Origin of the sequence: Brachybacterium sp. Z12 (genome assembly GCF_014400405.1) — a bacterium.
Classification (GTDB): Bacteria; Actinomycetota; Actinomycetes; order Actinomycetales; family Dermabacteraceae; genus Brachybacterium.
Window position 1 is genome coordinate 1,439,047 of sequence record NZ_CP060496.1, and the last position, 24,195, is coordinate 1,463,241.

Consider the following 24,195-nt stretch of genomic DNA (forward strand, 5'->3'; position numbering starts at 1 on the left):
TGAAGTGATACGTGGCCGGGACGAGGTCGCTCTCACGGGAGGTGCTTCTTCGCACCGGCTCGAGTGAGTGTATCCCAGCTCTCACTCGCGCGGAGACAACCCAGGCCGTCCGTCTCGCGTGTCGGGACAGCGTTCTCCGGCGGGGCGGTCGGCAGTGCGTGGGAAGGGGTGCGCCTGCGGGATACTGGGGGAGTGGACATCACTGAGCTGACCCGGAAGATCCTCGACCGCCGCGAGAAGGAGAGTGCTCCCCTGCGGATCGTGCAGGCAGGGCATCCCGCGCTGCGCCGGAAGGCGGTGACCGCCCTCGAACGGCTCGACGTCGAGCTGCTGCTCGAGCTCGCCGAGGCGATGACGATCACGATGCGTGACGCCCCGGGCGTGGGCCTGGCGGCACCGCAGATCGGCCTGCCGCTGCGGTTCTACGTGGTCGAGGACAGCTTCGCCTCCGATGAGGAGGACCCTGACGACGATCTGTTCGAGCGGCGACCGCTGGCCCTCCGCCTCCTGCTCGATCCGGTCGTCGAGCCGCTCGGCACCGAGCGGGTCTACGCCTTCGAGGGGTGCCTCTCGGTCGATGGCTGGCAGTCCATCGTGCCGCGATCGCGCCGGGTGCGCCTGCGCGCCACAGAGCTGCTGCAGGACGGGCGGATGCAGGAGATCGACGAGGAGCACGTTGGCTGGACCGCCCGCATCTTCCAGCACGAGACCGACCACCTGGCCGGGACGCTCTGCCATGACGTGGCGGTCCCGCGCTCCTTCATGGATGCCGGATACGCCGGGCACTACGCCGACCTGGATGACGCGGTGCGACGGCTCGGACTGACCGGTGAGATCACCGAGCTGGGCGAGGGTGAGGTCGTGATCGGCTGAGGCGCGCGGCGGCTCGCGCAGCCGCCCGCCGCAGTGTCCCGCCGCGCCGGGGCGATCGACGAACCCTTCAGGATGTCCCGGGTCGTCGCGATAGCTTGACCCTGTTCCCCAACCGACAGAACGGAGCCGACGGTGGCAAAGAGCGACCCGAACACCCCGAACCACGACCCGCACGGACCTGAGGCGCTGCCCGGGAACGATGAGCTGGTCGAGCAGATCGACGAGCGCTGGCTGGGGCTGATCGACACCGCGCTGAAGGTGCAGTCCCCGCTCGCCCACAGCTATGTGGCGAAACTTCGCCAGAAGCATCCCGAGGCCACCGACCGGCAGCTCCTCGAGCACGTCACCAAGCGCTTCACAGCCCTGACCACGCTCACCGGGGCGGGCATCGGCGGTGTCGCAGCGCTGCCCGGACTGGGCACTGCGGCCGCCCTCGCCCTCACGGTCGGTGAAGGCGTCTCCTTCGCCGAGGCGTGCGCCTTCCTCACCCTCGCCTCCGCCGAGATCCACGGCGTCGACATGACGGACAAGAACACCCGGCGTCTGGTGCTGATGGGCGTGCTCGGCGGAGAGCGCGGCACCGAGATCATCGCCAAGACGATGGGCAAGCAGGGACTGCAGTGGCAGGCGGTGCTGGGCGGAGGAGGCGGCTTCGTGCCGGGCCTGATCAGCAAGCAGGTCTCGCGCTATGTGCGCCGCCGGGTGGTGGCGCGGACCGGCAAGCTGTGGCTCATGCGGCTGCTGCCCTTCGGGATCGGTGCCGTGCTCGGCGGCTTCGGCGCCAGGGCCGTGTCCAGGTCGGTCGTGGAGGCGATGCTCGAGATCTTCGCGCACGGGCCCACACTCGAGGGCGAGCTCGCCCAGCAGGGCGGCCTCACGGCCTGAGCTCCGCTCCGCCCCTCGGCGGCCGCAGCAGAAGAGGGCCGGCCCCACAGGGTCGGCCCTCTTCTGCTGCACGGTGAGGTTTCCCGGGAGCCGCGGCTCCCGGGAAACCTCACACGTCCTGGGTGAAGTCGTTGGCGTGCTCGGTGCCGACGGCACGCTGGTAGGAACGGCGGATCTCCGCCTCCGCGTCGCTGCGGCCCTCCCAATGTGCGCCCTCGACGCTCTTGCCCGGCTCGAGGTCCTTGTAGACCTCGAAGAAGTGCTGGATCTCCAGGCGATGGAACTCCGAGACGTCGGTGAGCTCCTGGCGACGGACCTGACGGCGATCGCCCACGGGCACCGCCACGATCTTGTCGTCGCCGCCCGCCTCATCGCGCATGCGGAACATGCCGAGCGCGCGACAGCGGATCAGGCAGCCCGGGAACGTGGGCTCCTCGAGCAGGACCAGACAGTCCAGCGGATCGCCGTCCTCGCCGAGAGTCCCCTCGATGAAGCCGTAGTCATCCGGGTAGCGAGTGGCGGTGAACAGCATCCGGTCAAGCCGGATCCGTCCGTTGTGGTGGTCCACCTCGTACTTGTTTCGATTTCCGCGAGGGATCTCGATGGTCACGTCGAATTCCACGACAGCCGCTCCATTGCTCCGGCCCCATGGGCCACTGGTAATGACCAGAGCACCATATCGTGGGGGCATGGCGCTGAGAGCAACAGATCGTATCTGGCGCACCACTGCGATCGTGATGTGCGCGGCGGTGCCCACGAGCTTCTACGTGCTCGGAGACCTCACCGACGCCTTCCCCGGGGTGATCACGGTGCGCACCGTCGAGGAGGGACCGGCATCCGGCCCGCGAGCCGTCGCCGAGGACTGGGAGCGGCTGAGCGCCGAGGATCTGCTGTCCCCCGCCGCGCCATCGGCTGCCCCCGAAGGTGTGACTGACCTCGAAGAACGCATGGCAGCCGGGGCGGCGCTGCCCGTCGTCGACGGAGGCCTCGCCTTCAGCGTGGTCGATGCCGACAGCGGGGAGGTGGTCGCCGAGCGCCAGTCCGGCACCGCTCTCGTGCCCGCCTCGACCCTCAAGCTCCTCACCGCCGCGGCGGTGCTTCGCCAGTACAGCGGCGACGAGGTGCTCACCACGCGGGCCACGGTCCAGGACGGTGTGGTCACCCTCGTGGGCGGCGGTGACATGACTCTCAGTGAGGCGGAGCTGCGCGATCTCGCGACCCAGGCGGCCGAGCTGGCATCGACTCAGGAGATCGACGAGGTCTCGGTCGCCTACGACGACAGCTATCTGGTCGGTGGGCACAACGCGGCCTGGGGCAACAACGGCGCCGCCGACGGCTGGGTGACCCCCACCGCGTCGCTCGCGCTTGACGGCGGATGGCTGGACGGCCAGCAGTACGGGCCGAAATCGCTCGACCCGGCCGGCGACGCCGCCGAACGGTTCGCGCAGCTCCTGTCCGATGCCGGGATCGAGGTCACCGGTGAGGTCTCCGAGGGCGCCGCGCCCGATGCGGCGCCCTCGGTCGAGATCCACTCCGAGCCGCTCGAGGAGATCGTGCGCCGAACCCTGCTGATCTCCGACAACACCACGTCGGAGCTGCTCGCCCACCTGGTGGCCCTCTCCCGAGGGGAGGAGACCACGCCTGCCGGGGCCGCCGCCGCGGTCGAGGCCGAGATCCGAGAGCTGGCCGAAGAGCTCGCGGTGCCGGCGGAGGCGCTCGCCTCCCTCGAGCTGCACGACGGCTCCGGCCTCTCGCGTCAGAACCGGGTGCCGCCCGCGCTGCTGTCCGCGGTCCTCGCCGAGGTGGCCTCCGGTGAGGTGCCCAGCCTCGAGCAGATCCTCTTCGACATCCCCATCGCCGGTCTCTCCGGCACGCTGGCGGAACGCTTCGATGCAGAGGGAACCGACGAGGCCAGCGGGCTGGTGCGTGGCAAAACCGGCTACCTCGGCGGAGCCGCCACGCTGGCCGGCGTCGCCGTGCTGCCTGATGACCGCACTGTCGGCTACTCGATCGTGGTGCACGGCTTCGACGGGGCCGATGCTGATGCCGCACGTGCCGCCGTCGACCAGATCGCGGCCGAGATGGTGGTCCGATGATGGCCGGCCCCCTCCCGTCGTCGCCCGTGCCCGCACCGCCGTACGCGCGGCGGTGACCGCGCGTCTCGAGCAGCTCGCGGACGACACCGCCGTCGGCCATCTCTCGCCCCGCCTGCTCGTCGGCTGCAGTGGGGGAGCGGACTCCCTCGCCCTGCTCGCGACCACCGCCTGGGTCGGGTCCCGGATGGGGCTCGAGACCGAGGCGGCGATCGTCGACCACGGGCTGCAGGAATCTTCCGCACAGGTCGCCGAGCGTGCGCTCGTCCAGGCGCAGCGGCTCGGCGTCCAAACGCACGTGCTGCGCGTCGACGTCGACGCCGACGCGCCCGGCGGGATCGAGAACGCCGCCCGGATCGCACGCCACGCCGCCCTCGAGGCGGCCCTCGAGGAGCGCGGGGCGATCGCCCTGCTGATGGCCCACACCCTCGACGACCAGGCCGAGCAGGTGCTGATGGGCCTGGCCCGCGGAGCCGGCCCCGGGCGCTGGCGGGGATCCCCCGCACCCGCGGCGCGCTGCTGCGGCCCTTCCTGGGGACCGGGAGGGACGAGAGCACCGCCCTGCGCCGCGCCGACACCGAGGAGATCTGCCGCGTGCACGACCTGGAGTGGTGGGAGGACCCCATGAACGCGGACGAGACGCTGCTGCGCTCCCGCGTGCGCCACCGTGCGCTGCCGCTCCTACGGGAGATCCTCGGCGACCAGATCGACGAGAACCTCGCACGCACCGCGGACCTGGTGCGCCCCGACGTCGACCACCTCGACGAGGAGGCCCGGGAGCTGCTGGTCTCCCTGCGCCGGGACGGCGGCGAGCTGCGCGAGGACGGCGACCTGCTCCTGCTGGACGTGCACGCCCTGGCCGCCGCACCGGCACCGCTGCGCACCCGGATCCTGCGCGACGCCTCACGTTCCGCTGACCGCGCAATCCGCCCCGACCGCTCCTCAGGTTCGACGAAGTCCCTGCTTCGGCGACAGGTGCTCGCGATCGATGCGCTGGTCGTCTCATGGCGCGGTCAGGCTGCCGTGCCCGTTCCGGGTAGGATCGAAGTCGCTCGCCGCGACGGCCTGTTGGTGTGGCGCCGCCTCGATCCGTGATCCGCGGCTGACGCACCCCACCACGTTTCATGGAGGAGATCCGCGTGCCCCAGACGCACCCCCACCCCGATGTCGACCGCGTGCTGCTGGACGAGCAGCAGATCCGCGACCGGCTCGCCGAGCTCGGTCAGCAGATCGCCGCGGACTACGCGGACGAGCCGCCGGTCCTGGTCGGCGTCCTGCGAGGCGCGGTGATGGTGATGGCCGATCTCGCACGCCAGATCGACCTCAAGGTCGAGATGGACTGGATGGCCGTCTCCTCCTACGGGTCGGGGACGAAATCCTCCGGCGTGGTGCGCATCCTCAAGGACCTCTCCGGTGACATCACCGGGCGCAACGTGCTCATCGTCGAGGACATCATCGACTCGGGGCTCACCCTGAAGTGGCTGCTGTCGAACCTGCGCTCGCGCGGGCCTAAGAGCGTGGAGATCGCCGCCCTGCTGCGCAAGCCCGATGCCGCGCGGGTGGAGATCGACGTGAAGTACATCGGCTTCGACATCCCGAACGAATTCGTCATCGGCTACGGGCTGGACTACGCCGAGAACTACCGCAACCTTCCCTACGTGGGCGTCCTCGCACGCTCGGTCTACGAGGACTGATCCCGTGGCAGAATCCCCCAAGAGCTCCGGCAGCAACAAGAGCTCCGGCAGCAAGAAGCGCCGCCCGTTCTCGAGCATCGCGCTGTGGATCGTCGTCGCGCTGCTGCTGGGCATGGCCATGTTCTCGCTGTTCGGTCGCGACGGCTATCAGCAGATCGACACCCAGCAGGGTCTCGAGCTGCTCGCCGGGGACACCGTCGAGCAGGCGAAGATCACCGGCGGCAACCAGCAGCGGGTGGACCTGGTCCTCACCGAGGAGTTCGTCGACGGCGAGGAGAAGAAGGGCACCGAGGTGCGCTTCGCCTACGTCGATGCGCGAGGAGACGCGATCGTCCAGGCCGTCGAGGAGGCGGCGCCGGCCAAGGGCTACACCGACGAGATCGCCTCCAGCTCCTGGTGGTCGACGCTGCTGCTGTCCTTCCTGCCCCTGCTGATCTTCATCGGCCTGTTCTGGTTCCTGATCATGAACGCCCAGGGCGGCGGCAAGGCCATGCAGTTCGGCAAATCCAAGGCCAAGCTGTTCAACAAGGAGGCTCCGAAGGTCACCTTCGCCGACGTGGCGGGCGCCGAGGAGGCCGTCGAGGAGCTCGACGAGATCAAGCAGTTCCTGGTCGATCCGGGCCGGTACCAGGCCGTCGGCGCGAAGATCCCCAAGGGCGTGCTGCTGTACGGCCCTCCCGGCACCGGCAAGACCCTGCTGGCGAAGGCTGTCGCCGGCGAGGCGAACGTGCCCTTCTACTCCATCTCCGGCTCCGACTTCGTGGAGATGTTCGTCGGCGTCGGCGCGAGCCGCGTGCGCGACCTGTTCAACACCGCCAAGGAGAACTCCCCGGCGATCATCTTCATCGATGAGATCGATGCCGTGGGCCGTCACCGCGGCGCCGGCATGGGCGGCGGCCACGACGAGCGCGAGCAGACCCTGAACCAGATGCTGGTGGAGATGGACGGGTTCGACGAGAACCAGAACGTCATCCTCATCGCCGCCACCAACCGGGTGGACATCCTCGACCCTGCGCTCCTGCGCCCGGGCCGCTTCGACCGCCAGATCGCGGTCGAGGCTCCCGACCTCAAGGGCCGCCTGCACATCCTCGGCGTGCACTCCAAGGGCAAGCCGCTCGCGCACGACGTCGACCTCGAGCACGTCGCCAAGCGCACCATCGGGATGTCCGGCGCGGATCTCGCGAACGTGCTCAACGAGGCGGCGCTGCTGACCGCCCGCTCGGGCAACCAGATCATCGACAACCGGGCCCTGGACGAGGCGATCGACCGTGTGTCGATGGGCCCGCAGCGGTACTCGAAGGTGATGAGCGAGCGCGAGCGCCAGATGACGGCCTACCACGAGGGCGGCCACGCCCTGGTCGCGGCCGCCATGAACAACTCCGCGCCGGTCACCAAGGTGACGATCCTGCCGCGCGGCCGCGCCGGTGGATACACGATGGTGGTGCCCACCCAGGACCGCAACTACCAGTCCCGCAACGAGCTGCTGGACCGCCTCGCCTACGCGCTCGGCGGCTACGCCGTGGAGGAGAGCATCTTCCACGACGTCACCCCACCGGCCCCAGCTCCGACCTGCAGAACGCCACCAAGATCGCGCGCACCATGGTGATGCAGCTGGGCATGAGCGACGCCGTGGGCCAGGTCGCACTGGCCGGTGAGCAGGACGAGGTGTTCGTGGGCATGCAGCAGGCCCAGGGCCCCCGCTTCAGCGCCGAGACCGCGAGCCTCATCGACCAGGAGGTCCGCACCTTGCTGGACACCGCGCTGGATGAGGCCTGGGCGGTGATCGTGGAGAACCGCCACGTGCTGGATCGCCTGGTGGAGGAGCTGCTCGAGCGGGAGACCCTCAACGAGCACGAGCTCGCCGAGATCTTCCGCGACGTGAAGAAGCAGCCGCCGCGCGAGGTCTGGGTCTCCAGCTCTGAGCGTCCCGCGCTGGCCGCACCCTCCGTGGGTGCGACCACGACCGGCACCGGGACCGAGTCCTCGGACGCCGGCGAGCCGCTGCAGCCGGGCGCGCCCGAGCTGCCGCACCCCGGTGGCGATGGGCCCCAGATCCCCGGCGCCCCGCACGGGGGCGGTCCGGGCGATGGCGGCACCGGCTACGGCTACGGGAGCAGCGACGGGACGGAGCGCTGAGATGAGCGTGGACCAGCCCCGGGTCGAAGCCGCAGTGCGCGAGATCCTCGCCGCGATCGGCGAGGACCCGGACCGCGACGGGCTGCTGGACACCCCGGCCCGTGTCGCCCGGATGTACTCCGAGGTCTTCGAGGGGCTCGGCCAGGATGCGCAGGAGCCTCTCTCGACCACCTTCGACATCCAGCACCAGGAGCTGGTGCTGGTGCGCGACATCGCCTTCTACTCGATGTGCGAGCACCACCTGCTGCCCTTCCACGGCACCGCCCACGTCGGGTACATCCCCGGCGGTGGCGTCGTGACCGGGCTGAGCAAGCTCGCCCGGCTGGTGAACGTGTACGCCCGCCGCCCCCAGGTCCAGGAGCGGCTGACCTTCCAGATCGCGGACGCGCTGATGGACGAGCTCGGCGCCGACGGAGCGATCGTGGTGATCGAGGCCGAGCACATGTGCATGTCGATGCGCGGGGTGCGCGCCGCCGGTGCCCGCACCGTCACCAGCGCGGTGCGCGGCATGCTGCGGGACAGCGCCAGCACCCGCGGCGAGGCCATGGCACTGATCAACAGGGCGTGAGGCACATGCACACCGCGTCCCGCCGCCCCGATGGCCTCCCCGAGCGTCTCGGCGGAGACGACACGCTGGTGATGGGCGTCCTCAACGTCACCCCCGACTCCTTCTCCGACGGCGGTGAGCACGACGACGCACCCTCCGCGATCGACCACGGCCTGCGGCTGATCGAGCAGGGAGCTGCGATCGTCGACGTCGGAGGCGAATCCACCCGGCCCGGCGCGCCCCGCGTCGACGAGGACGAGGAGCTGCGCCGGGTGCTGCCCGTCGTCGCCGCCCTCGCCGCGGAGGACGTCGTGGTCAGCGTCGACACCATGCGCGCCTCCGTCGCCGCCGCGAGCATCGAGGCCGGCGCGCTGATCGTCAACGACGTCTCCGCCGGCCGGGCCGACGAGGACATGGGACGGGAGATGGGCCGGCTGCGCACGAGCAGGGGCACTCCGCCGGTCTTCATCGCGATGCACTGGCGCGGCCACAGCGACGTCATGAACGAACTGGCCGTCTACGAGGACGTGGCACGGGACAGCGCCGCCGAGCTCGCAGAGCGTCTGCAGTCGCTGCGCGAGGCGGGGGTGGAGGACCGCTTCCTGGTGGCGGATCCCGGTCTGGGATTCTCCAAGACCGGTGAGCAGAACTGGCAGCTGCTGGCGGACTGGCCGACGATGGCCTCCCACGGGCTGCCGCTCCTGATCGGTGCCTCCCGCAAGCGCTTCGTCAGCGCGCTCGGCGTGGACCGGGACCTCGCCACCGCCGCCATCAGCGCCTACAGCGCCCAGCACGGTGCCTGGGCGGTGCGGGTCCACGACGTCGGATCCTCCCTCGCCTCGGTGCGGGTGGGCGACCGACTGCGCCGGAGCGTGCGCCGATGAGCACACCGCCCTGCTCCCACCGCTGCGATGATGCCTTCTCGCGCCTGGACCGCATCGAGGTGACCGGGATCCGCGCCTGGGGCCATCACGGCGTCCTCGCCGAGGAGAAGCGGATGGGCCAGGAGTTCGCGGTCGACGTGACCCTCCACCTGTCCACCACCCCGGCCGGCACCGCGGATGCGCTCTCCCGCACCGTGAACTACGCCGAGGTCGCCCTCGCCGTCCATGAGGAGATGACCGGCGGCCCCTACGATCTGGTCGAGACCCTCGCAGAGCAGATCGCGCAGCGGATCCTCACCGACACCGGGCACCCCCTGGTGCGCCGCGTCGGGATCCAGGTCCACAAACCCGCCGCGCCCATCGGGCTCCCCGTCGGCGACGTCACCGTGAGCATTGAAAGAGATGCCGCCCCGGTCACCGCGGTGCTCGCGCTCGGCACCAACCTGGGGGAGCGAGAGCAGCACCTCCGCGGAGCGCTCGCCCGCCTCACCGCGACCGAGGGGATCGAGCTGGAGTGGGCCGGGCCGGTCCTGGAGACCGCTCCCGTCGGCGGGCCCGAGGGCCAGGGCGCCTTCCTGAACTCCGTGATCGCGGTGAGCACGGTGCTGGGACCATATGCGCTGCTCGACGCGGCCCATCGGGCTGAGCATGCGGCCCACCGCGAGCGCCTGGTGCGCTGGGGGCCGCGCACCCTCGACGTCGACCTCATCACCTACGGCGACTGGACCAGCGAGGACCCGACCCTGACGGTGCCGCACCCTCGCGCCCATGAGCGCGCCTTCGTCCTGGCCCCCTGGCATGCGGCCCGCCCTGAGGCGGAGCTGCCCGGCCACGGCCCGATCGAGGCCCTGCTGGCCCGCACCACCGACCGCGACGGTCTGCAGGAAGGACCTGAGGTCGAGGGGTTCGGGATCTCGTGAAGCCCCTGAACGTACCGGTCCTGCTGCTGATCCTCGTGGTCGGGGCAGGTTTCGGGGCGCAGATGCTCGAGACCCTCTCCGCACGGGGCCACTCGCTGCCGATCGCCGGCTGGCTGACCACCGTGGTGCTGCTGGTGCTGGCCGCCGTGCTGCTCGTCCACGGCCTGCCCCTGCGGCGCTACATGCTCGAGAGCGCCGAGCGCAAGGAGCACCCCAGCTTCGCGCCGCGCCGCCACCAGATCGACCTGCCCACCGCCTACCGCACCGTGCTGCTGGCCCGCGCCTGCGCGTACACCGGCGCGGTGGTGGGAGGGATCTTCACCGGCCAGGCATTGTTCCTGCTCATCACCGGCATCGGGGACCCGCTGCTCGGGATCCTCCCCACCGCGGTCGCGGCGGTCGCGGGGATCGTGCTCGGGGCGCTGGGCGTCATCGTCGAGCGTTGGGGACAGCTGCCTCCCGAGGACGGAGAGGGCTCGGCGGAGGGTGCTGGGGCCGGCAGCTGAGCCGTTCGGCCACGAGCGTGCCCGGCATCCTTCGACCTTCGGCGGATCTTCTCCCGCCCCGGGGCGGAGCGGGTCGGGGCCTGGGGATGACACGATGGTTCCCATGACCTCAGCGCCCGACCCCCACGAGCCCCCGATCTCACAGTCCGCATCGCTCGACGAGGCCCCGGCGGCGGCTCCCACTGCCCCCGCGGCGCCTGCTCGCACCCTTTCCGACGATCCCTCCGGCCGGCTCGGCGCGGACGGGCTGCGCCCGGTCTCCCCGAAGCTGATCCCCGCCCGCTACGTGGGCGGCATCGCCGGGAACGTCTTCTGGCTGCTGCTGGTCATCGCCGCGATCGTGGGCACCGTGCTGACCGGGTGGTGGTGGATCGCGGCCTGCGGCCTGCTGCCGCTGGTGCTCATCGCCCAGAGCCTGCTGCTGACCCCGCGCCGGGTACGGGCCATCGGCTACCTGGACGGCGAGGAGGACCTCACGATCGCCAGCGGCATCATGTTCCGCTCCGTCCACACGATCCCCTACGGCCGCGTCCAGTCCGTGAAGATCGGTGAGGGCCCTGTCGAGCGGCGCTACGGGCTGGCGACCCTCACCATCACCACCGCTGCGGGGTGGCGGCACGGAGACCCTGCCCGGGCTCCCGAAGGCTGAGGCGGAGCGTCTGCGGGTCCTGCTTGCCGACCGCGGCATCGAGCTGATGGCGGCGCTGTGAGCACGCCTCTGTCCAGCCCGTCCAGCCAGACCAGCCCTTCCAGCCCGGCCAGTCCGGCTCCCGAAGAGAGCGTGCCACCGACCACAGCGGAGCAGCCCACGGCGACCGTACCGGACCCCTCGACCCCGCGTCGCCGCACCCACCCGATCACCCCGCTGGTGACCGGCTGGAAGCTGGTGGTGGGCGTGATCGCAGTGATCGCGGCACAGAACATCGCGCAGCTGCTCAACGAGTTCACGCTCCAGCGCGCTCTCATCGGGGCCGGCCTGCTGCTCGCCGCAGCGATCATCGCGATCGTCTTCTCGACCCTCAGCTGGTGGTTCACCACCTACGCGGTCGACGAGGACGGCGTCTCCCTGCACAGCGGCATGATCAGCCGCTCCCGCGAATATGCGCCTCGTGCCCGCATCGAATCGGTCTCGGTCGAACGCCCGCTGCTGGCCCGGCTGCTGGGCCTGGCGAAGGTGCGGGTCGAGGTCGCCGGAGGCGGCGAGTCCTACCTCGACATCGAATACGTGAAGTCCGCCGCGGCAGAGGACCTCCGCCGGGGATCCTCGGCATCGCCGAGCTCGCCGCCCCGGACACTCCGGGCGAGCCGGCCACGGACACCGCCGCCGAGGCGATGCCTCCCTCGGAGCCCGGTGACCAGAGCGCACAGGACGCGAACGCCGCCGGTGCCGCCTCCGGGCGGCTCGAGCAGCTCCTCTCCGACGGGGTCACCGACGGCGAACTGATCGCGCACGTGCCCACCGAGCGCCTCATCCGCTCCCTGCTGCGGGACATCGGCTTCCTCATCGGCGTGGTGATGAGCATCGTCGGCGTGGCCGTCGCCGTGGCGCTCGCGATCTGGCAGGACGGCATCAACATCGCGATGTTCATCGCCCTGGCGCCCGCCGCGATCGCCGTCCCGAAGTACATCTTCGGCCGCATCGAGTCCGGGTGGGGCTTCGTCTCCAGGATCACCGAGCGCGGCCTGCGGATGCGCCGCGGCCTGGCCAACACTCGCACCGACAACATCGTCTCCGGGCGCATCCAGCGCATCGAGCTGCGCCGTCCGCTGCTCTGGCGCGGTCCCGGCTGGACCGCTGCCACCGCCACCGTCGCCGGGATCGACGACGACAGCGAGAACGGCGCCGAGAACGTGCTGCCCGTCGGCACCCGCGAGGAGCTGCAGGCGACGCTCGGCCACCTCGCCGTGCCGCTCGGCACCGCGGACGACACCGCCTTCATCGAGCACCTGCTCACCGCCCCGGCCCGCGAGATCGACGGATTCCGCACGCGGGTGCGGATGTACTGGATCGCCCGCCGCACCGAGGTGAGCGTGCTGCTGCCCGGCGCGCTCGTGAAGCGTGGGGGACTGCTGACCAAGCACATCGAGATCGTCCCCCGCGAACGCATCCAGCAGCTCTCCGTCGACGACGGCCCCCTGAACAGGAAGCTCGGCGTCCTGGATCTGCAGGTGGGGATCGCCGGGGAGACGGTGGCCGTGAGCAACCTGCCCCGCAGGCAGGTGCTCGACCTCCATGCCACGCTCTCGCACGATGCGGCCACGCTGCGCCGCTACCGGGACCGGCAGCACTGGCCGCAGCCCGCCCTCAGCCTCGCCGCACCAGCCGGTCAGTCGCCGGGCCCGTCACAGCCCGAGGAGCAGCGATGACCCCGCCCCGCCTCGGCATCGGGGTGATCGGCGCCGGCCGCGTAGGCGCCGTGCTCGGTGCCGCGCTGCGGGCCGAGGGCCACGCGATCACCGGGGCCTACGCCGTCTCGGACGCCTCCCGGGAACGCGCCGCCCTGCTGCTGCCCGGAGTGCCGCTGCTGGATGTCCCCGCACTGGTCGAACGCAGCGAGATGCTCCTCCTGGCCGTCCCCGACGATCAGCTGGCGCCGCTGGCCGCAGGCATCGCTGCGACCGGGATGATGCCCGGAGGCCAGCTCGTGGTGCACACCTCCGGTCGCTACGGCACCGAGGTCCTCGCCCCGCTCGCCCAAGCCGGCAGCGCCACCCTGGCCATCCACCCGGCGATGACCTTCACCGGCACCCCCACCGATCTCAGGCGTCTGGTGGGCTGCCCGATGGGCATCACCGCACCGCCGGAGCTGCTGCCGATCGCGGCCGCGCTGGTGGTCGAGCTCGGGGGGAGAGGCGACCGTGCTCGCCGAAGGGGACCGCTCCCTCTACCACGCCTCCCTCGCGCACGCGGCGAATCACCTGGTGGTGCTGGTCGACCAGGCCCGCGAGGCGCTGACGAGGCTCGGCATCGAGGATCCCGGCGCCTACCTGCGCCCACTGCTGGAGGCCGCGCTGGACGAGTCCCTGCGCCACGGCAGGAAGGCCCTGACCGGGCCGGTGGTCGTCCGCGGGGACGCCGGCACGGTCGCCTCTCACCTCGAGGCCCTCGACGACCTCGACGTCACCGGCGTGCCGGGCGAGCACGGCGACACCTCCGCCACGTACCGCGCCCTCGCGAAGGCTGCGCTCAGCCGTGCCAGACTCCCCGAGGAGTCCCGCGCAGCGATCCAGGGCCTGCTGGAGGACCACCCGCCCATGGAGGAGGACCGATGACCCCGGACCGCACTGCTGCGACGGCGCGAGGCGTCACCACGACTCTCCTCACCACCAAGGACGCGCTGCGCGAGCACCGCGCGGCGATGCCCGGCACCGTCGCCGCCGTGCTGACGATGGGTTCCCTGCACAGCGGACACCTGGCACTGGTGGAACGGGCGCGTGAGCTCGCCGACCACGTGATCCTCACCGATTTTGTCAACCCTCTCCAGTTCGGGCCGGGTGAAGACTTCGAGGCGTACCCGCGTGACCTCGAAGGAGATCTCGCGCTGGTCGACGGGCTGGTCGACGTGGTGTTCGCCCCCTCGGTCCAGGAGATGTACCCGGTTCTCCCGCCGACGGTCTCCGTCACGGCCGGACACGCCGGGACGATCCTCGAAGGAGCCGCACGGCCCGGGCACTTCGACGGGGTGGTGACCGTGGTCGCCAAGCTGCTGCAGCTGACCGCACCGCACCTGAGCGTGTTCGGGCGCAAGGACGCCCAGCAGCTGGCCATCATCCAGCGCCTGGTCGCCGATCTCGACCTGCCGGTCCGGATCGAACCGGTCGAGATCCAGCGCGAGCCGACGGGGCTCGCCCGCTCCAGCCGCAACGTCTACCTCAGCGAGCAGGGCCGGGAACAGGCGCTCGCGCTGTCCCGCACCCTCGCCGAAGCCCTCGCGGCCGCGCCCTCGGCCGCCGGGATCCGTGATGCTCTCGACGCCGCAGTCGACCGCGCCGAGATCGACTGGGACTACGCCCATGCCCTGGATCCGGACACCCTCGAGATGATCGGACCGGACCATCGCGGAGAGGTGCTGCTGGTGCTCGCCGGCCGGGTCGAGGGCACCCGGCTGCTGGATGCGGCTGTGGCAGTGGCTACAGCCCCGTGATCCTCACGGGCATTCCCCACGGCGGTGATGAGACAATCGCCCCTATGAGCGAGAATCTCCCTGCCCCCGACACGACGGACACCTCCGACCAGGTCGCGGTCCGAAAGTCCAAGCGGGAGCGACTGCTGGCGCGCGGCGAGGAGGCCTACCCCGTCTCCGTCCCGGTGACCACCACCATCGCCGAGGTGCGTGCCCAGTACGGCCACCTCGAGGCCGGTGAGGAGACCCAGGACGTCGTCGGCATCGCCGGCCGCGTCGTCTTCCAGCGCAACACCGGCAAGCTCGCCTTCATCACCCTCCAGGACGGTGCCGGGCAGCGACTGCAGGTCATGGCCTCCCAGGCGGTCATCGGCGAGCAGCGCCTGGCGGACCTCAAGGCCGATGTCGATCTCGGCGACCACGTGTTCTTCCACGGCAGGGTGGGCGCCTCCCGCCGTGGCGAGCTGAGCATCTTCGCTGACACCTGGCAGATGGCGGCCAAGGCGGTGCGTCCGCTCCCGGTGCTCCATGCCGGCCTCTCCGAGGAGTCCCGGGTCCGCCACCGCTACGTCGACCTGATCGTGCGCCAGGAGGCGCGGGACACCGTGCGCCAGCGCGCCGAGGTCATGCATTCGCTGCGCACCTCCTTCCACGATCGCGAGTACGTGGAGATCGAGACGCCGATGCTGCAGGTGATCCCCTCCGGTGCGGCGGCACGACCTTTCGTCACCCACATGAATGCTTTCGACCTGGACCTCTATCTGCGGATCGCTCCCGAGCTCTTCCTCAAGCGCGCGGCCGTCGGCGGCCTGGAGAAGGTCTTCGAGATCAATCGGAATTTCCGCAACGAGGGCGCGGATTCCACGCATTCTCCGGAGTTCGCGATGCTCGAGGCCTACCAGGCGTACGGCGACTACGACACCATCGGCGATCTGACCCGAACCCTGGTCCAGGAAGCCGCTGAGCGCGCGACCGGCTCTCAGGTGGTCACACTCGTCGACGGCTCCGAGTACGACTTCTCCGGGGAATGGGCCAAGATCACCGTCTACGGCTCCCTCTCGGACTCCCTCGGCGAGGAGATCACTCCCGAGACCACGCCGGAGCGCCTGCGCGAGATCGCACGATCTCTCGACCTGGATCTCGATCATCCGAAGTACGGGCACGGGAAGCTGGTCGAGGAGCTGTTCGAGAACCGCGTCAGCGACCACCTCCACGAACCGACTTTCGTCCGGGACTTTCCCGTCGAGACCAGCCCGCTCGTGCGCGCGCACCGCTCGCAGCCCGGCGTGGTCGAGAAGTGGGATCTGTACGTGCGGGGCTTCGAGCTCGGGACCGGCTATTCGGAGCTCGTGGACCCGGTCATCCAGCGTGAGCGCTTCGCGCAGCAGGCAGAGCTCGCCGCGCAGGGCGATGACGAGGCGATGCGCCTGGATGAGGACTTCCTCGAGGCGATGGAGTACGCGCTGCCGCCCACGGGTGGCATGGGCCTGGGAGTGGATCGCCTGTTGATGGCGATCACCGGCCTGGGGATCCGCGAGACGATCCTGTTCCCGCTCGTGAAGCCGGAGGCCTGAGATGGGATCCGGATTCTGGTTCGAGGCGGGGGCGCTGCTCCCGTCGATCGGCGTGGGCCTGCTGTTCTGGTTCGTGATTCGCGCGATTATGCGTGCGGATCGCGGAGAGCGCGATATGGAACGAGAAGCCGAACGCGAATACCGTGAACGTCGTGACCGGGATGAACAGAATCACTCCACCTGATTGAATATCGGAATGGTATTGATATTCACGAGGTGGAGCCCGATACTTGGGTCTGACGCCGATCTCGTGAGAGATCGTGCGGAACTTTGAAGTCAGACCAACGAGGAGAACCCCTATGGCACGGAAGACGTACGTGGAGCTCATCGACGATCTCACCGGGGATAAGGCCGACGAGACGGTGAATTTCGCCCTGGATGGCGTCGCTTACGAGATCGACCTCACCGAGGAGAACGCGAAGAAGCTCCGCGAGGCGCTGGGCACCTGGGTGGAGAAGTCGCGTCGCGTAGGCGGCCGTCGGGCGCGTGGCACCGCCACCTCCCGCAGCAGCTCGAACGACTCTGCGCGGATTCGTGAGTGGGCCCGCGAGGCGGGCTACGAGGTCCCCGATCGCGGCCGGATCTCCGGCACGATTCGCAAGGCCTACGAAGAGGCCCACGGGGCGTGATCCCCGCTTCCCGCAGGCGCTGAGGCACGCGACCTGTGGGATCCCTCAGCAGCGAAGAGGCCCGTCACCACTCGGTGACGGGCCTCTTCGCTGTCTCGTGTGCTCAGGACTCGAATGCCGTGCCGATGTACTCCTCGACGTTCTCCTTGGTCACCACCGGGGCGAAGAGCTGGACCTGACGGGGGATCTCGTTCTCGACGAGGTCCGAGAGCGCCTTGTCCTGGGCGAGCAGCCGTGCCAGCGCCACGCCGTTAGCGGCCTGAGTGGGAGGGGTAGACCACGGTGGCCTCGACCACGGAGTCACCCTCCTGGATGTGGCGCATCATGTTCGCCGAGCCAGCTCCGCCGACCATGAAGAACTCGTCGCGGCCAGCGTTCTCGATGGCGGCCAGCACACCCACGCCCTGGTCATCGTCGTGGTTCCAGATGGCGTCGATCTCGGGCGCGGCCTGCAGCAGGTTGGCGGTGGACGACTCGCCGCCCTGGACGGTGAAGTCCGCGGCGACCCGGTTGTCGACGTCCTGTCCGCATTCGCTGAGCGCATCCTCGAACCCTTGAGTGCGTTCCTCAGTCAGGGGCAGGGAGGAGATGCCGGTGACCTCGGCGATCACGGCCTCGGGATCATCGCCCACCCGTTCGCAGATGTACTCACCGGCGTTGTGGCCCATCCCGTAGTTGTCGCCCACCACGGTCACGCGTGCTGCGTTGGGATCGGAGAACTCGCGGTCGACGTTGATGACCGGAATCCCGGCCTTCATCGCTTCCAGCGCGACGCCGGTCAGTGCGGCACCGTCGAAGGGCACCACCACGATCGCGTCCACCTCATCGTTGTTGATGAACGTCTCGATCTGGCTGATCTGCAGGTTGACGTCGTTGGTGCCCTCGGCGACCAGCAGCTCGACGTCGTCGTACCCGTCGGCCGCTTCCTGCGCGCGGGTGCTCATCGCACCCATCCAGCCGTGATCGGCGGCCGGGGCGGAGAAACCGATGGTGACGGTCTCACCCGTCTCATCGTTGCTGCTGCCGGCGTCCGACCCGCCGCCGCCGGCCTCGCCGGTTGCCTCCGGCGTGTTGCCGGTGCACGAGGCGAGGAGGGCTGTCGAGGCGAGTATCGCGAAAGCGGCCGTGACACGGCGACGCAGCGTCAGTGATGCAGTCATGGGAGGTGCTCCTTGGTGTGGGGACGAACGGGACGAATGGAACGGATGGGACGGACGGGACGGATTGGGTGAACGGAACGAATGCGGAGAACGGGAAGGACGACGAACGACCGGCCGCAGTCGACGAACCGGGTGGGGAGGGCCAGGGCCGGGGTGCGGATCCGCTCAGGTCGATCTGGCGCGGACGACGAACCGCTGCTGGAGGAGGACCGCGACCACGATGATCGCGCCCTGCACCAGCGCCTGGACCGAGGTGGACAGGTTGTTCAGCACGAAGACGTTGGACAGCGTCTGGAAGATGAGCACGCCGAACACGGTGCCGACGATCGTGCCTCGCCCACCGATGAGGAGCGTGCCGCCGACGACGACGGCCGCGATCGCATCGAGCTCGTACAGCGTCCCGTTGGTCGAGCTGCCGGCGCCCGTGCGTCCCAGCATCATCACCGCTGCGAGCCCGGCGGTGAAGCCGCTCAGGGCGAAGACGTAGACGGTGTGGCGCTTGATGTTGATGCCCGCCAGTCGGGCGGCCTCCGCGTTGCCGCCGACCGCGACGGTGCGGCGGCCGAAGGTGGTCCGGTTCAGCACCACCCAGCCGATCGCCGCGACCACCAGGAACATCCACACGATGGTCGGAATGCCGAGGAAGCTGCCGCTGAAGAAGTTGTCGAAGCCGTCGTTGCGGACCAGCTGGGTCCCGCGACCGGAGATGATCTCGGCGAGTCCGCGGGCGGCGATCAGCATGGCGAAGGTGGCGATGAAGGAGACGACCCTGCCGTAGGAGACGACGATCCCGTTGACGATCCCGGCCGCAGTGCCGACCGCGACCGCGGTGAAGACCATGACGACCCAGTGCACGTCCTCAGCCATGGCCTGTGTGGCCAGCGTGGTCGCCCAGACGCTCGCCAGTCCCAGCACCGAGCCGACTGACAGGTCGATGCCGCCGGCGGTGATGACGAAGGTCATCCCGATGCTCACCACTCCGAGGACCGCGGCCCCGCGGACGATGGTGAGGAAGTTGGCGACGTCGAGGAAACGGTCACCGGTGGTCAGGGCGCCCACGACGCAGATCAGGAGGAGGGCGATGACGAGCCCGAGGTTGCGGACCAGCCCGGCGCTGCTGCCGGGGCGGGCGCGCACGCCCTTCTCGCCTCCGTCCGGCACGGGCAGCATGGCGCGATTCCCCAGCGGCACCGAGCCGCTGTCCGGCTCTTCCCCTCCGACACTGCGCTGTGCCTGATCATTCATGTGCGGTTCCTTCCATGACGAGGTCGAGCACACCGTGCTCGTCGATCTGATCGGTGGGCCCGTTGTGCACGACTGCGCCGTCCGCGATGACGAGGACCTGGTCGGCGAGCCCGAGCACCTCGTCGATCTCGCTGGAGACCATGACGACGGCGGTGCCCTGGCGTGCCAGCCGACGGATCAGTCCGTAGATCTCGGCGCGCGCACCGACGTCGACACCGCGCGTGGGCTCGTCCAGCAGGAGAACCTCGCAGCCGTGCACCAGCCAGCGGGCCAGCATCGCCTTCTGCTGGTTGCCTCCGGAGAGGGTCCGGATCGGGCGGTCGGGATCGTCGGGGGCGAGCTGGAGGGCCGCGATCTGTTCCTTGGCCGCCCGACGTTCTGCACGCTCGTCGAGAAAGCCGCCGCGTGCGAATCTCGCGAAGGTGGACAGGGTGATATTGCGGTAGACCGGTTCGTCCAGCAGCAGTCCCTGGCTCTTGCGTTCCTCGGGAGCCAGCCCGATGCCCCGGTTCACGGCGCGGACGACGGAGCCGGTGCGCAGCGGTCGTCCGCCGAGCGTGACGGTGCCCGCGGCCGCTGGACGGGCGCCGTAGAGCGTCTCGAGGATCTCGGAGCGCCCGGCGCCGACGAGGCCCGCCAACCCGAGGACCTGCCCAGCTCGGACCTCGAAGCTCACGTCCTCGAACACGTCGGACAGTGCGAGGCCGTCGACCTGCAGCACCACGTCGCCGAACTCCTCGACTCCGGCACCGCCGAAGTCGCTCTCGACCCGGCGGCCGGTCATCATCTCGATGAGGTCGCCGGTCGGGGTGTCCGCCACTGCGAGCCCGGAGGTGACGGTCCTGCCGTCCTTGAGCACGGTGATCCGGTCCCCGATGCGGCGGATCTCCTCGAGCCGGTGGGAGATGTAGATGACGGCCAGACCCTCGGCGGTGAGCGACTCGACGACGTGGAAGAGGTTGTCCACCTCCTCCGGGTCGAGCACGGCGGAGGGCTCGTCCATGACGATCACGCGCGCGTCATGGGACAGGGCGCGCGCCATCGAGACGATCTGCTTGCCGGCCGCGGAGAGGGACCCCACGTCCTGGCCCGGGCGGATCTCCGGGTGGCCGAGCCGGTGCAGCAGGTCCTTGGTGCGAGAGCGCGCCTCGGAGTGCCGCAGGAACCCGCCGCGGGAGAGCTCGTGCCCCAGATAGATGTTCTCCGCCACCGTCAGGCCGTCGACCACGTCGAGCTCCTGATACATGGTGGCCACGCCGAGGTCGAGCGCTTTGGTGGGCGACGGGATCGTCACCACCTGATCCTGCCAGCGGATCTCGCCGTCATCGGGCTGGTGGGCGCCGGCGAGGACCTTGATGAGAGTGGACTTGCCCGCACCGTTCTGCCCGAGCAGGCAGTGGACCTCGCCGGCGCGGACGTCGAAGTCCACTCCGTCAAGCGCCTTCGCTCCGGGGAAGTGCTTGATCAGGTTCGTCACGCGCAGCAGCGCTGCTGGGGAGCGTCAGTGATCATGATCACTATAGTATCGGAGATTTTTTACAGTCAGACAAAAGGGTGGGGCTCGGGGGCATGCCGAGGACCCTTACCGCATGGCGGCGGGCGAGCTCACCAGCCCCGGAGGGTCCAGGCTGCCGCATGCTCGGCGCCGGGGCGCAGTCGCACCACGTCCGTCCCGCTGCGGAACGCATCGGGCGGGCAGGTCATGGGCTCCACCGCCAGGCCCAGCCGATCATTCTCGGGCTCTGGGCGATCACCGGTGTGCACCTGCAACCAGGGGCACTCAGGGCCTGCAGCGAGCTGGACCCCGGTGCCGCCGGGGGCGGTCACGGTGACCGTCAGCTGCCCCTTCTCGTCGCGGCCGAGGTCGGTGAAGGCATGGTCGATGAACAGCTCCCCGAGCACTTTGGCGCTGCGGAAGTCGAACTCGCTGCCGGGCTCCACGGGGGCGGTCCCAATGGGCAGCAGCCGGTCCTCGGTGACGGTCAGCACCGTCGCGGCCTCGACCTGCAGTGACCACGTATTCAGGGGTTCCGTCCCGGCGACCAGGTACGGATGCGGGCACACTCCGTAGGGCGCGTCCTGCTCGCCGAGGTTGCGGGCGGTGACCGTCGTGGTCAGGCCCTCCTCAGGGTCCAGTGCGTAGTGCACCGACAGCAGGAGGTGGAACGGGTACCCCGTGGAGGGGAACAGCCGGGTGCTCAGCACGAGCTCGTCCTCGGCCACCGTCACAGGGGTGAACAGCTGGAAGGACACCAGCCCGTGGAGTGCGTTGCCCCGCTCGGGCTCGGTGAGGGCGGTCTGGATCTCCTGCCCGTCCCACGTGTAGGCGCCGTCCCGATCCGGTTGGGCCACGGTGCCACGATCGCGCCGCGGTAGACCTGCATCGGTCCCGTCTCGGGGCTTCGCACTAGCAGGTCGCGACCATCGATGCTGAGCCCTTCGAGGGTCGCACCCACCGCCGAGATCTCGGCGGAGTAGGACCCTGCGGTGAGGCGGAACAGCTCGCCGCGGTCGCGGGGGTGCCCTCGACCGGCAGCTCGATACCGGCGGTGGTGGTGGTGGAATCGTTCATGAGGTCTTCTCCTGCTCGACGGCTTCGGCTTCAGGCTCTGGTTCGGGCTCGATGAGCACCACCTCGAGGCGGCGCGGCCCATGGACGCCCTCGACGCGCTCCAGCTCGATATCGCTGGTCGCGCTCGGGCCGGAGATCATCGTCCAGGCGGCGCGGGGATCCTCGGACATGCGCTCGATCGCCTTGGGGACGCCGAGGACCACCTGATCGGCCTCGACCACCACCACGTGATGGTCCGGCACCAGCGAGATCGCGCGCCGGCCTCCCCGGCCATCGCCCCGCAGCACGATCGTGCCCGTCAGCGCGATCGCGGTGTGACAGCCGGTGAGCACGGCATCGATTGCATCGAGCTCATGCGGGTCGGCGCTGCCGTCGTCGATGATCAGCTCGGACTCCACCTCGCTGGTCCACGTACCGGGCAGAGCAGCGGGGATCACGACGGTGCGCGCATCAGCCAGCGCGGCGGCGATGGCCTCAGGGGCCTTCGACGGGGTGGTCCGATGCACGATCGCGGTGTAGTCCTCCAAACGCTGGACCAGCACTCCGCGCACCTTCTCGGGTGCGGTCCGCAGCTCCTGCTTGTCATCCGCGCGCTGGTAGCTGCGCGGCACTTCCTCCGCTGTGGTGACCTCATCACGGCGCGGGGCGGACAGCGCTGTGCGGACGCGGGCGAGGATCTCCTCCTTCGCGCTCATCCCGGGAGCCCGGGACGGGCGCGCATCGTTCCAGTCGTTCATCCCTGCTCCTCGGGCGTGGTGGTGCCGTCCTGTGCTGAAGGCTCGTCCGAGGGCACCTGTGCGGGGTCTGCCTGCTTCGCGTCGCGGTCCTTCTCATGCTGATCCCACCACGAGCGGAAGGACGTGCCCGGCTTCGGAAGGTCCCGATGATCGGTCCAGCCGGGCACCAGGGGGAGCACACCGGGGACCTTTCCGATGTTCTTCCCGCGCAGCACCGACGACAGCGGGCCGGCCGAGCGCACGGCGAGGTCATAGGCGCGAGGAGAAGCCATCAGCTTGCTCGCGCCCTGCAGCGCCATGTCCCAGGTGCTGTGGAAGTCCCCGCGGGTCTCTCGGCGGCGGTCGACATCCTTCGCCCGCAGGTGCACCAGGATCTCCGGGATGTTGATCTTGACGGGGCACACGTCGTAGCAGGCTCCGCAGAGGCTGGAGGCGTAGGGGAGGGTCGAGTTCGGGTCGTCGGTCCCGCTCATCCCCGTCATCTGCGGCGAGAGGATCGCGCCGATCGGGCCGGGATAGGTCGAACCGTAGGCATGGCCGCCCGTGCGTGCGTAGACCGGGCACACGTTCAGGCACGCGGAGCAGCGGATACAGTGCAGAGCGCTGCGACCCTCCGGATCCTCGAGCACCGCGGAGCGGCCGTTGTCCAGCAGCACCAGGTGGAACTCCTCGGGGCCGTCGCCCTCGTGGACCCCGGTGAACATCGTGGTGTACGGGTTCATCCGCTCCCCGGTGGAGGAGCGGGGCAGCAGCTGCAGGAACACCTCGAGGTCCTGGAACGTGGGGACGATCTTCTCGATGCCGACCACGGAGATGAGCGTTTTGGGGAGGGTCAGGCACATGCGGCCGTTGCCCTCGGACTCGACGACCACCATGGTGCCGGTCTCTGCGACCGCGAAGTTCGCCCCGGAGATCGCGACCGACCCCGGCATGTCCAGGAACTTCTCCCGCAGGAAGCGTCGTGCCGCCTCCGCCAGCTCGGAGGGCTCATCGGTGATCGAGGGGTCCAGATCCGGCATCGCGGCGAGGAAGATCTCGCGGATCTCTGCCCGGTTGCGGTGGATCGCGGGGACCAGGATGTGGCTGGGGTGTCATCGGCGAGCTGCACGATGAGCTCGGCGAGATCGGACTCGATCGCGCGGATGCCGGCATTGGCCAGCACCTCGTTGAGGTTGATCTCCAGTGTCGCCATCGACTTGACCTTGAGCACCTCGCTCGCACCGCGCTCGAGGGTCAGGCGGGTGACGATGTCTCCGGCCTCGTCGGCGTCGCGGGCCCAGTGCACCACTCCGCCAGCGGCGGTCACGGAGTCCTCGAGCTGCTCCAGCATCTCGGGCAGATGGTCGGTGACCTGCCACTTCAAGGCGCTGCCCGCGTTGCGGAGCTTCTGCCAGTCCCGCACCTCTCGCACCGCCGCGCTGCGCTTGGACTGGATCGTGGAGGTGGCCTGCCGCAGGTTCTGCCGCAGGGTGCCGTCGGCGAGGTCCTCGCGGGCCGCCTCCGGGAACCCGCGCTGCCCGCGCAGGGTCGAGCCGGGAGAGGCATGCTGCGGACGGATCGACGGGATGCCGAGATCGACTGTGTTCATACGTCCATCTCCTCCCGCTCGTTCCTTG

The 24,195-nt window shown here is 69.8% G+C and carries 22 protein-coding genes and 5 pseudogenes; 19 read left to right on the top strand and 8 right to left on the bottom strand.

Annotation, left to right across the window (positions count from 1 at the left end):
• Positions 1-192 precede the first annotated feature (192 nt).
• Together H3H54_RS07675 and H3H54_RS07680 are read left to right on the top strand one after the other, a co-directional pair.
• Complete coding sequence (locus tag H3H54_RS07675; protein WP_262426149.1) at positions 193-873, top strand: peptide deformylase; 681 nt, start codon at positions 193-195, stop codon at positions 871-873.
• A 132-nt stretch (positions 874-1,005) separates the two neighbouring features.
• Positions 1,006-1,758 carry a hypothetical protein gene (locus H3H54_RS07680; RefSeq protein WP_262426150.1) on the top strand — a complete coding sequence of 251 codons (753 nt, stop codon included), beginning with the start codon at positions 1,006-1,008 and terminating at the stop codon, positions 1,756-1,758.
• 109 nt (positions 1,759-1,867) lie between these two features.
• On the opposite strand, the gene H3H54_RS07685 is transcribed toward H3H54_RS07680, so the two are convergent.
• On the bottom strand, positions 1,868-2,380 hold the full coding sequence (locus H3H54_RS07685; RefSeq protein ID WP_262426151.1) for an inorganic diphosphatase: 513 nt from the start codon (positions 2,378-2,380) through the stop codon (positions 1,868-1,870).
• 67 nt (positions 2,381-2,447) lie between these two features.
• Between H3H54_RS07685 and H3H54_RS07690 the strand changes: the two genes are divergently transcribed.
• The 17 genes and pseudogenes from H3H54_RS07690 to H3H54_RS07765 all read left to right on the top strand — a co-directional run bounded on the left by H3H54_RS07690 (position 2,448) and on the right by H3H54_RS07765 (position 16,865).
• On the top strand, positions 2,448-3,854 hold the full coding sequence (locus tag H3H54_RS07690) for a D-alanyl-D-alanine carboxypeptidase/D-alanyl-D-alanine-endopeptidase (RefSeq protein WP_262426152.1): 1,407 nt from the start codon (positions 2,448-2,450) through the stop codon (positions 3,852-3,854).
• 52 nt (positions 3,855-3,906) lie between these two features.
• Entirely contained in the window at positions 3,907-4,479 is a 573-nt protein-coding gene (gene tilS / locus H3H54_RS18830) for a tRNA lysidine(34) synthetase TilS (RefSeq protein WP_316249162.1), read from the top strand.
• Complete coding sequence (locus H3H54_RS18835) at positions 4,446-4,946, top strand: hypothetical protein (RefSeq protein ID WP_316249163.1); 501 nt, start codon at positions 4,446-4,448, stop codon at positions 4,944-4,946. The genes tilS and H3H54_RS18835 overlap by 34 nt, the downstream gene beginning before the upstream one ends.
• Positions 4,947-4,990: 44 nt before the next feature.
• Positions 4,991-5,545 carry a hypoxanthine phosphoribosyltransferase gene (gene hpt, locus H3H54_RS07700; RefSeq protein WP_262426153.1) on the top strand — a complete coding sequence of 185 codons (555 nt, stop codon included), beginning with the start codon at positions 4,991-4,993 and terminating at the stop codon, positions 5,543-5,545.
• Positions 5,546-5,657: 112 nt separating this feature from the next.
• Positions 5,658-7,681, top strand: a pseudogene (gene ftsH, locus H3H54_RS07705) (ATP-dependent zinc metalloprotease FtsH).
• Between the two features lies 1 nt (position 7,682).
• On the top strand, positions 7,683-8,249 hold the full coding sequence (gene folE, locus H3H54_RS07710; RefSeq protein WP_262426154.1) for a GTP cyclohydrolase I FolE: 567 nt from the start codon (positions 7,683-7,685) through the stop codon (positions 8,247-8,249).
• Positions 8,250-8,254: 5 nt separating this feature from the next.
• Entirely contained in the window at positions 8,255-9,112 is an 858-nt protein-coding gene (folP, locus tag H3H54_RS07715) for a dihydropteroate synthase (protein ID WP_262426155.1), read from the top strand.
• A complete protein-coding gene (gene folK / locus H3H54_RS07720) occupies positions 9,109-10,032 on the top strand; it encodes a 2-amino-4-hydroxy-6-hydroxymethyldihydropteridine diphosphokinase (protein WP_262426156.1) in 924 nt (307 codons plus the stop codon). The genes folP and folK overlap by 4 nt, the downstream gene beginning before the upstream one ends.
• Positions 10,029-10,538, top strand: coding sequence for a DUF3180 domain-containing protein (locus tag H3H54_RS07725; protein WP_262426157.1), 510 nt, complete (start codon positions 10,029-10,031; stop codon positions 10,536-10,538). The genes folK and H3H54_RS07725 overlap by 4 nt, the downstream gene beginning before the upstream one ends.
• Positions 10,539-10,641: 103 nt before the next feature.
• The gene (locus H3H54_RS07730; RefSeq protein WP_262426158.1) at positions 10,642-11,187 is read left to right on the top strand and encodes a PH domain-containing protein; all 546 of its coding nucleotides are present in this window, start codon (positions 10,642-10,644) and stop codon (positions 11,185-11,187) included.
• Between the two features lie 132 nt (positions 11,188-11,319).
• Positions 11,320-11,982 (top strand): PH domain-containing protein, encoded by a 663-nt coding sequence (locus H3H54_RS07735; RefSeq protein WP_262426159.1) that lies wholly within the window; start codon positions 11,320-11,322, stop codon positions 11,980-11,982.
• The gene (locus tag H3H54_RS07740) at positions 11,871-12,905 is read left to right on the top strand and encodes a PH domain-containing protein (protein WP_262426160.1); all 1,035 of its coding nucleotides are present in this window, start codon (positions 11,871-11,873) and stop codon (positions 12,903-12,905) included. Before H3H54_RS07735 ends, H3H54_RS07740 begins: the two co-directional genes overlap by 112 nt.
• Positions 12,902-13,811: pseudogene (locus H3H54_RS07745) on the top strand (Rossmann-like and DUF2520 domain-containing protein). Before H3H54_RS07740 ends, H3H54_RS07745 begins: the two are co-directional and overlap by 4 nt.
• Complete coding sequence (gene panC, locus H3H54_RS07750) at positions 13,808-14,683, top strand: pantoate--beta-alanine ligase (protein ID WP_262426161.1); 876 nt, start codon at positions 13,808-13,810, stop codon at positions 14,681-14,683. The pseudogene H3H54_RS07745 and the gene panC overlap by 4 nt, the downstream one beginning before the upstream one ends.
• 44 nt (positions 14,684-14,727) lie before the next feature.
• Complete coding sequence (gene lysS / locus H3H54_RS07755; RefSeq protein ID WP_262426162.1) at positions 14,728-16,236, top strand: lysine--tRNA ligase; 1,509 nt, start codon at positions 14,728-14,730, stop codon at positions 16,234-16,236.
• Position 16,237: 1 nt separating this feature from the next.
• A complete protein-coding gene (locus H3H54_RS07760; protein WP_262426163.1) occupies positions 16,238-16,420 on the top strand; it encodes a hypothetical protein in 183 nt (60 codons plus the stop codon).
• Between the two features lie 115 nt (positions 16,421-16,535).
• A complete protein-coding gene (locus tag H3H54_RS07765) occupies positions 16,536-16,865 on the top strand; it encodes an Lsr2 family protein (RefSeq protein WP_262426164.1) in 330 nt (109 codons plus the stop codon).
• 103 nt (positions 16,866-16,968) lie between these two features.
• Here H3H54_RS07765 and H3H54_RS07770 read toward each other — a convergent pair.
• The 7 genes and pseudogenes from H3H54_RS07770 to H3H54_RS07800 form a co-directional block, all read right to left on the bottom strand.
• A pseudogene (locus H3H54_RS07770) lies at positions 16,969-18,025 on the bottom strand (substrate-binding domain-containing protein).
• A gap of 165 nt (positions 18,026-18,190) precedes the next feature.
• Positions 18,191-19,195, bottom strand: a complete 1,005-nt coding sequence (locus H3H54_RS07775; protein ID WP_395963745.1) for an ABC transporter permease — start codon at positions 19,193-19,195, stop codon at positions 18,191-18,193.
• A gap of 67 nt (positions 19,196-19,262) precedes the next feature.
• Positions 19,263-20,738: a sugar ABC transporter ATP-binding protein gene (locus tag H3H54_RS07780; RefSeq protein WP_262426430.1), complete on the bottom strand. Its 1,476-nt coding sequence runs from the start codon at positions 20,736-20,738 to the stop codon at positions 19,263-19,265.
• Between the two features lie 137 nt (positions 20,739-20,875).
• Positions 20,876-21,735 (bottom strand): annotated as a pseudogene (locus H3H54_RS07785) (aldose 1-epimerase family protein).
• Positions 21,678-21,842 carry a hypothetical protein gene (locus H3H54_RS07790; protein WP_262426568.1) on the bottom strand — a complete coding sequence of 55 codons (165 nt, stop codon included), beginning with the start codon at positions 21,840-21,842 and terminating at the stop codon, positions 21,678-21,680. Before H3H54_RS07790 ends, H3H54_RS07785 begins: the two are co-directional and overlap by 58 nt.
• Complete coding sequence (locus H3H54_RS07795; protein WP_262426166.1) at positions 21,839-22,579, bottom strand: LUD domain-containing protein; 741 nt, start codon at positions 22,577-22,579, stop codon at positions 21,839-21,841. The genes H3H54_RS07790 and H3H54_RS07795 overlap by 4 nt, the downstream gene beginning before the upstream one ends.
• Positions 22,576-24,167 (bottom strand): annotated as a pseudogene (locus tag H3H54_RS07800) (lactate utilization protein B). Before H3H54_RS07800 ends, H3H54_RS07795 begins: the two are co-directional and overlap by 4 nt.
• Positions 24,168-24,195 lie beyond the last annotated feature (28 nt).

What these genes read in the sequence shown, in the direction of transcription:
- H3H54_RS07690 (WP_262426152.1), top strand. Translation starts at nt 2,448, where the DNA reads ATGGCGCTGAGAGCAACAGATCGTATCTGGCGCACCACTGCGATCGTG.
- folE (WP_262426154.1), top strand. Translation starts at nt 7,683, where the DNA reads ATGAGCGTGGACCAGCCCCGGGTCGAAGCCGCAGTGCGCGAGATCCTC.
- folP (WP_262426155.1), top strand. Translation starts at nt 8,255, where the DNA reads ATGCACACCGCGTCCCGCCGCCCCGATGGCCTCCCCGAGCGTCTCGGC.
- folK (WP_262426156.1), top strand. Translation starts at nt 9,109, where the DNA reads ATGAGCACACCGCCCTGCTCCCACCGCTGCGATGATGCCTTCTCGCGC.
- H3H54_RS07730 (WP_262426158.1), top strand. Translation starts at nt 10,642, where the DNA reads ATGACCTCAGCGCCCGACCCCCACGAGCCCCCGATCTCACAGTCCGCA.
- H3H54_RS07740 (WP_262426160.1), top strand. Translation starts at nt 11,871, where the DNA reads ATGCCTCCCTCGGAGCCCGGTGACCAGAGCGCACAGGACGCGAACGCC.
- panC (WP_262426161.1), top strand. Translation starts at nt 13,808, where the DNA reads ATGACCCCGGACCGCACTGCTGCGACGGCGCGAGGCGTCACCACGACT.
- lysS (WP_262426162.1), top strand. Translation starts at nt 14,728, where the DNA reads ATGAGCGAGAATCTCCCTGCCCCCGACACGACGGACACCTCCGACCAG.
- H3H54_RS07760 (WP_262426163.1), top strand. Translation starts at nt 16,238, where the DNA reads ATGGGATCCGGATTCTGGTTCGAGGCGGGGGCGCTGCTCCCGTCGATC.
- H3H54_RS07765 (WP_262426164.1), top strand. Translation starts at nt 16,536, where the DNA reads ATGGCACGGAAGACGTACGTGGAGCTCATCGACGATCTCACCGGGGAT.
- H3H54_RS07775 (WP_395963745.1), bottom strand. Translation starts at nt 19,195, where the DNA reads ATGCTGCCCGTGCCGGACGGAGGCGAGAAGGGCGTGCGCGCCCGCCCC.
- H3H54_RS07790 (WP_262426568.1), bottom strand. Translation starts at nt 21,842, where the DNA reads ATGAACGATTCCACCACCACCACCGCCGGTATCGAGCTGCCGGTCGAG.
- H3H54_RS07795 (WP_262426166.1), bottom strand. Translation starts at nt 22,579, where the DNA reads ATGAACGACTGGAACGATGCGCGCCCGTCCCGGGCTCCCGGGATGAGC.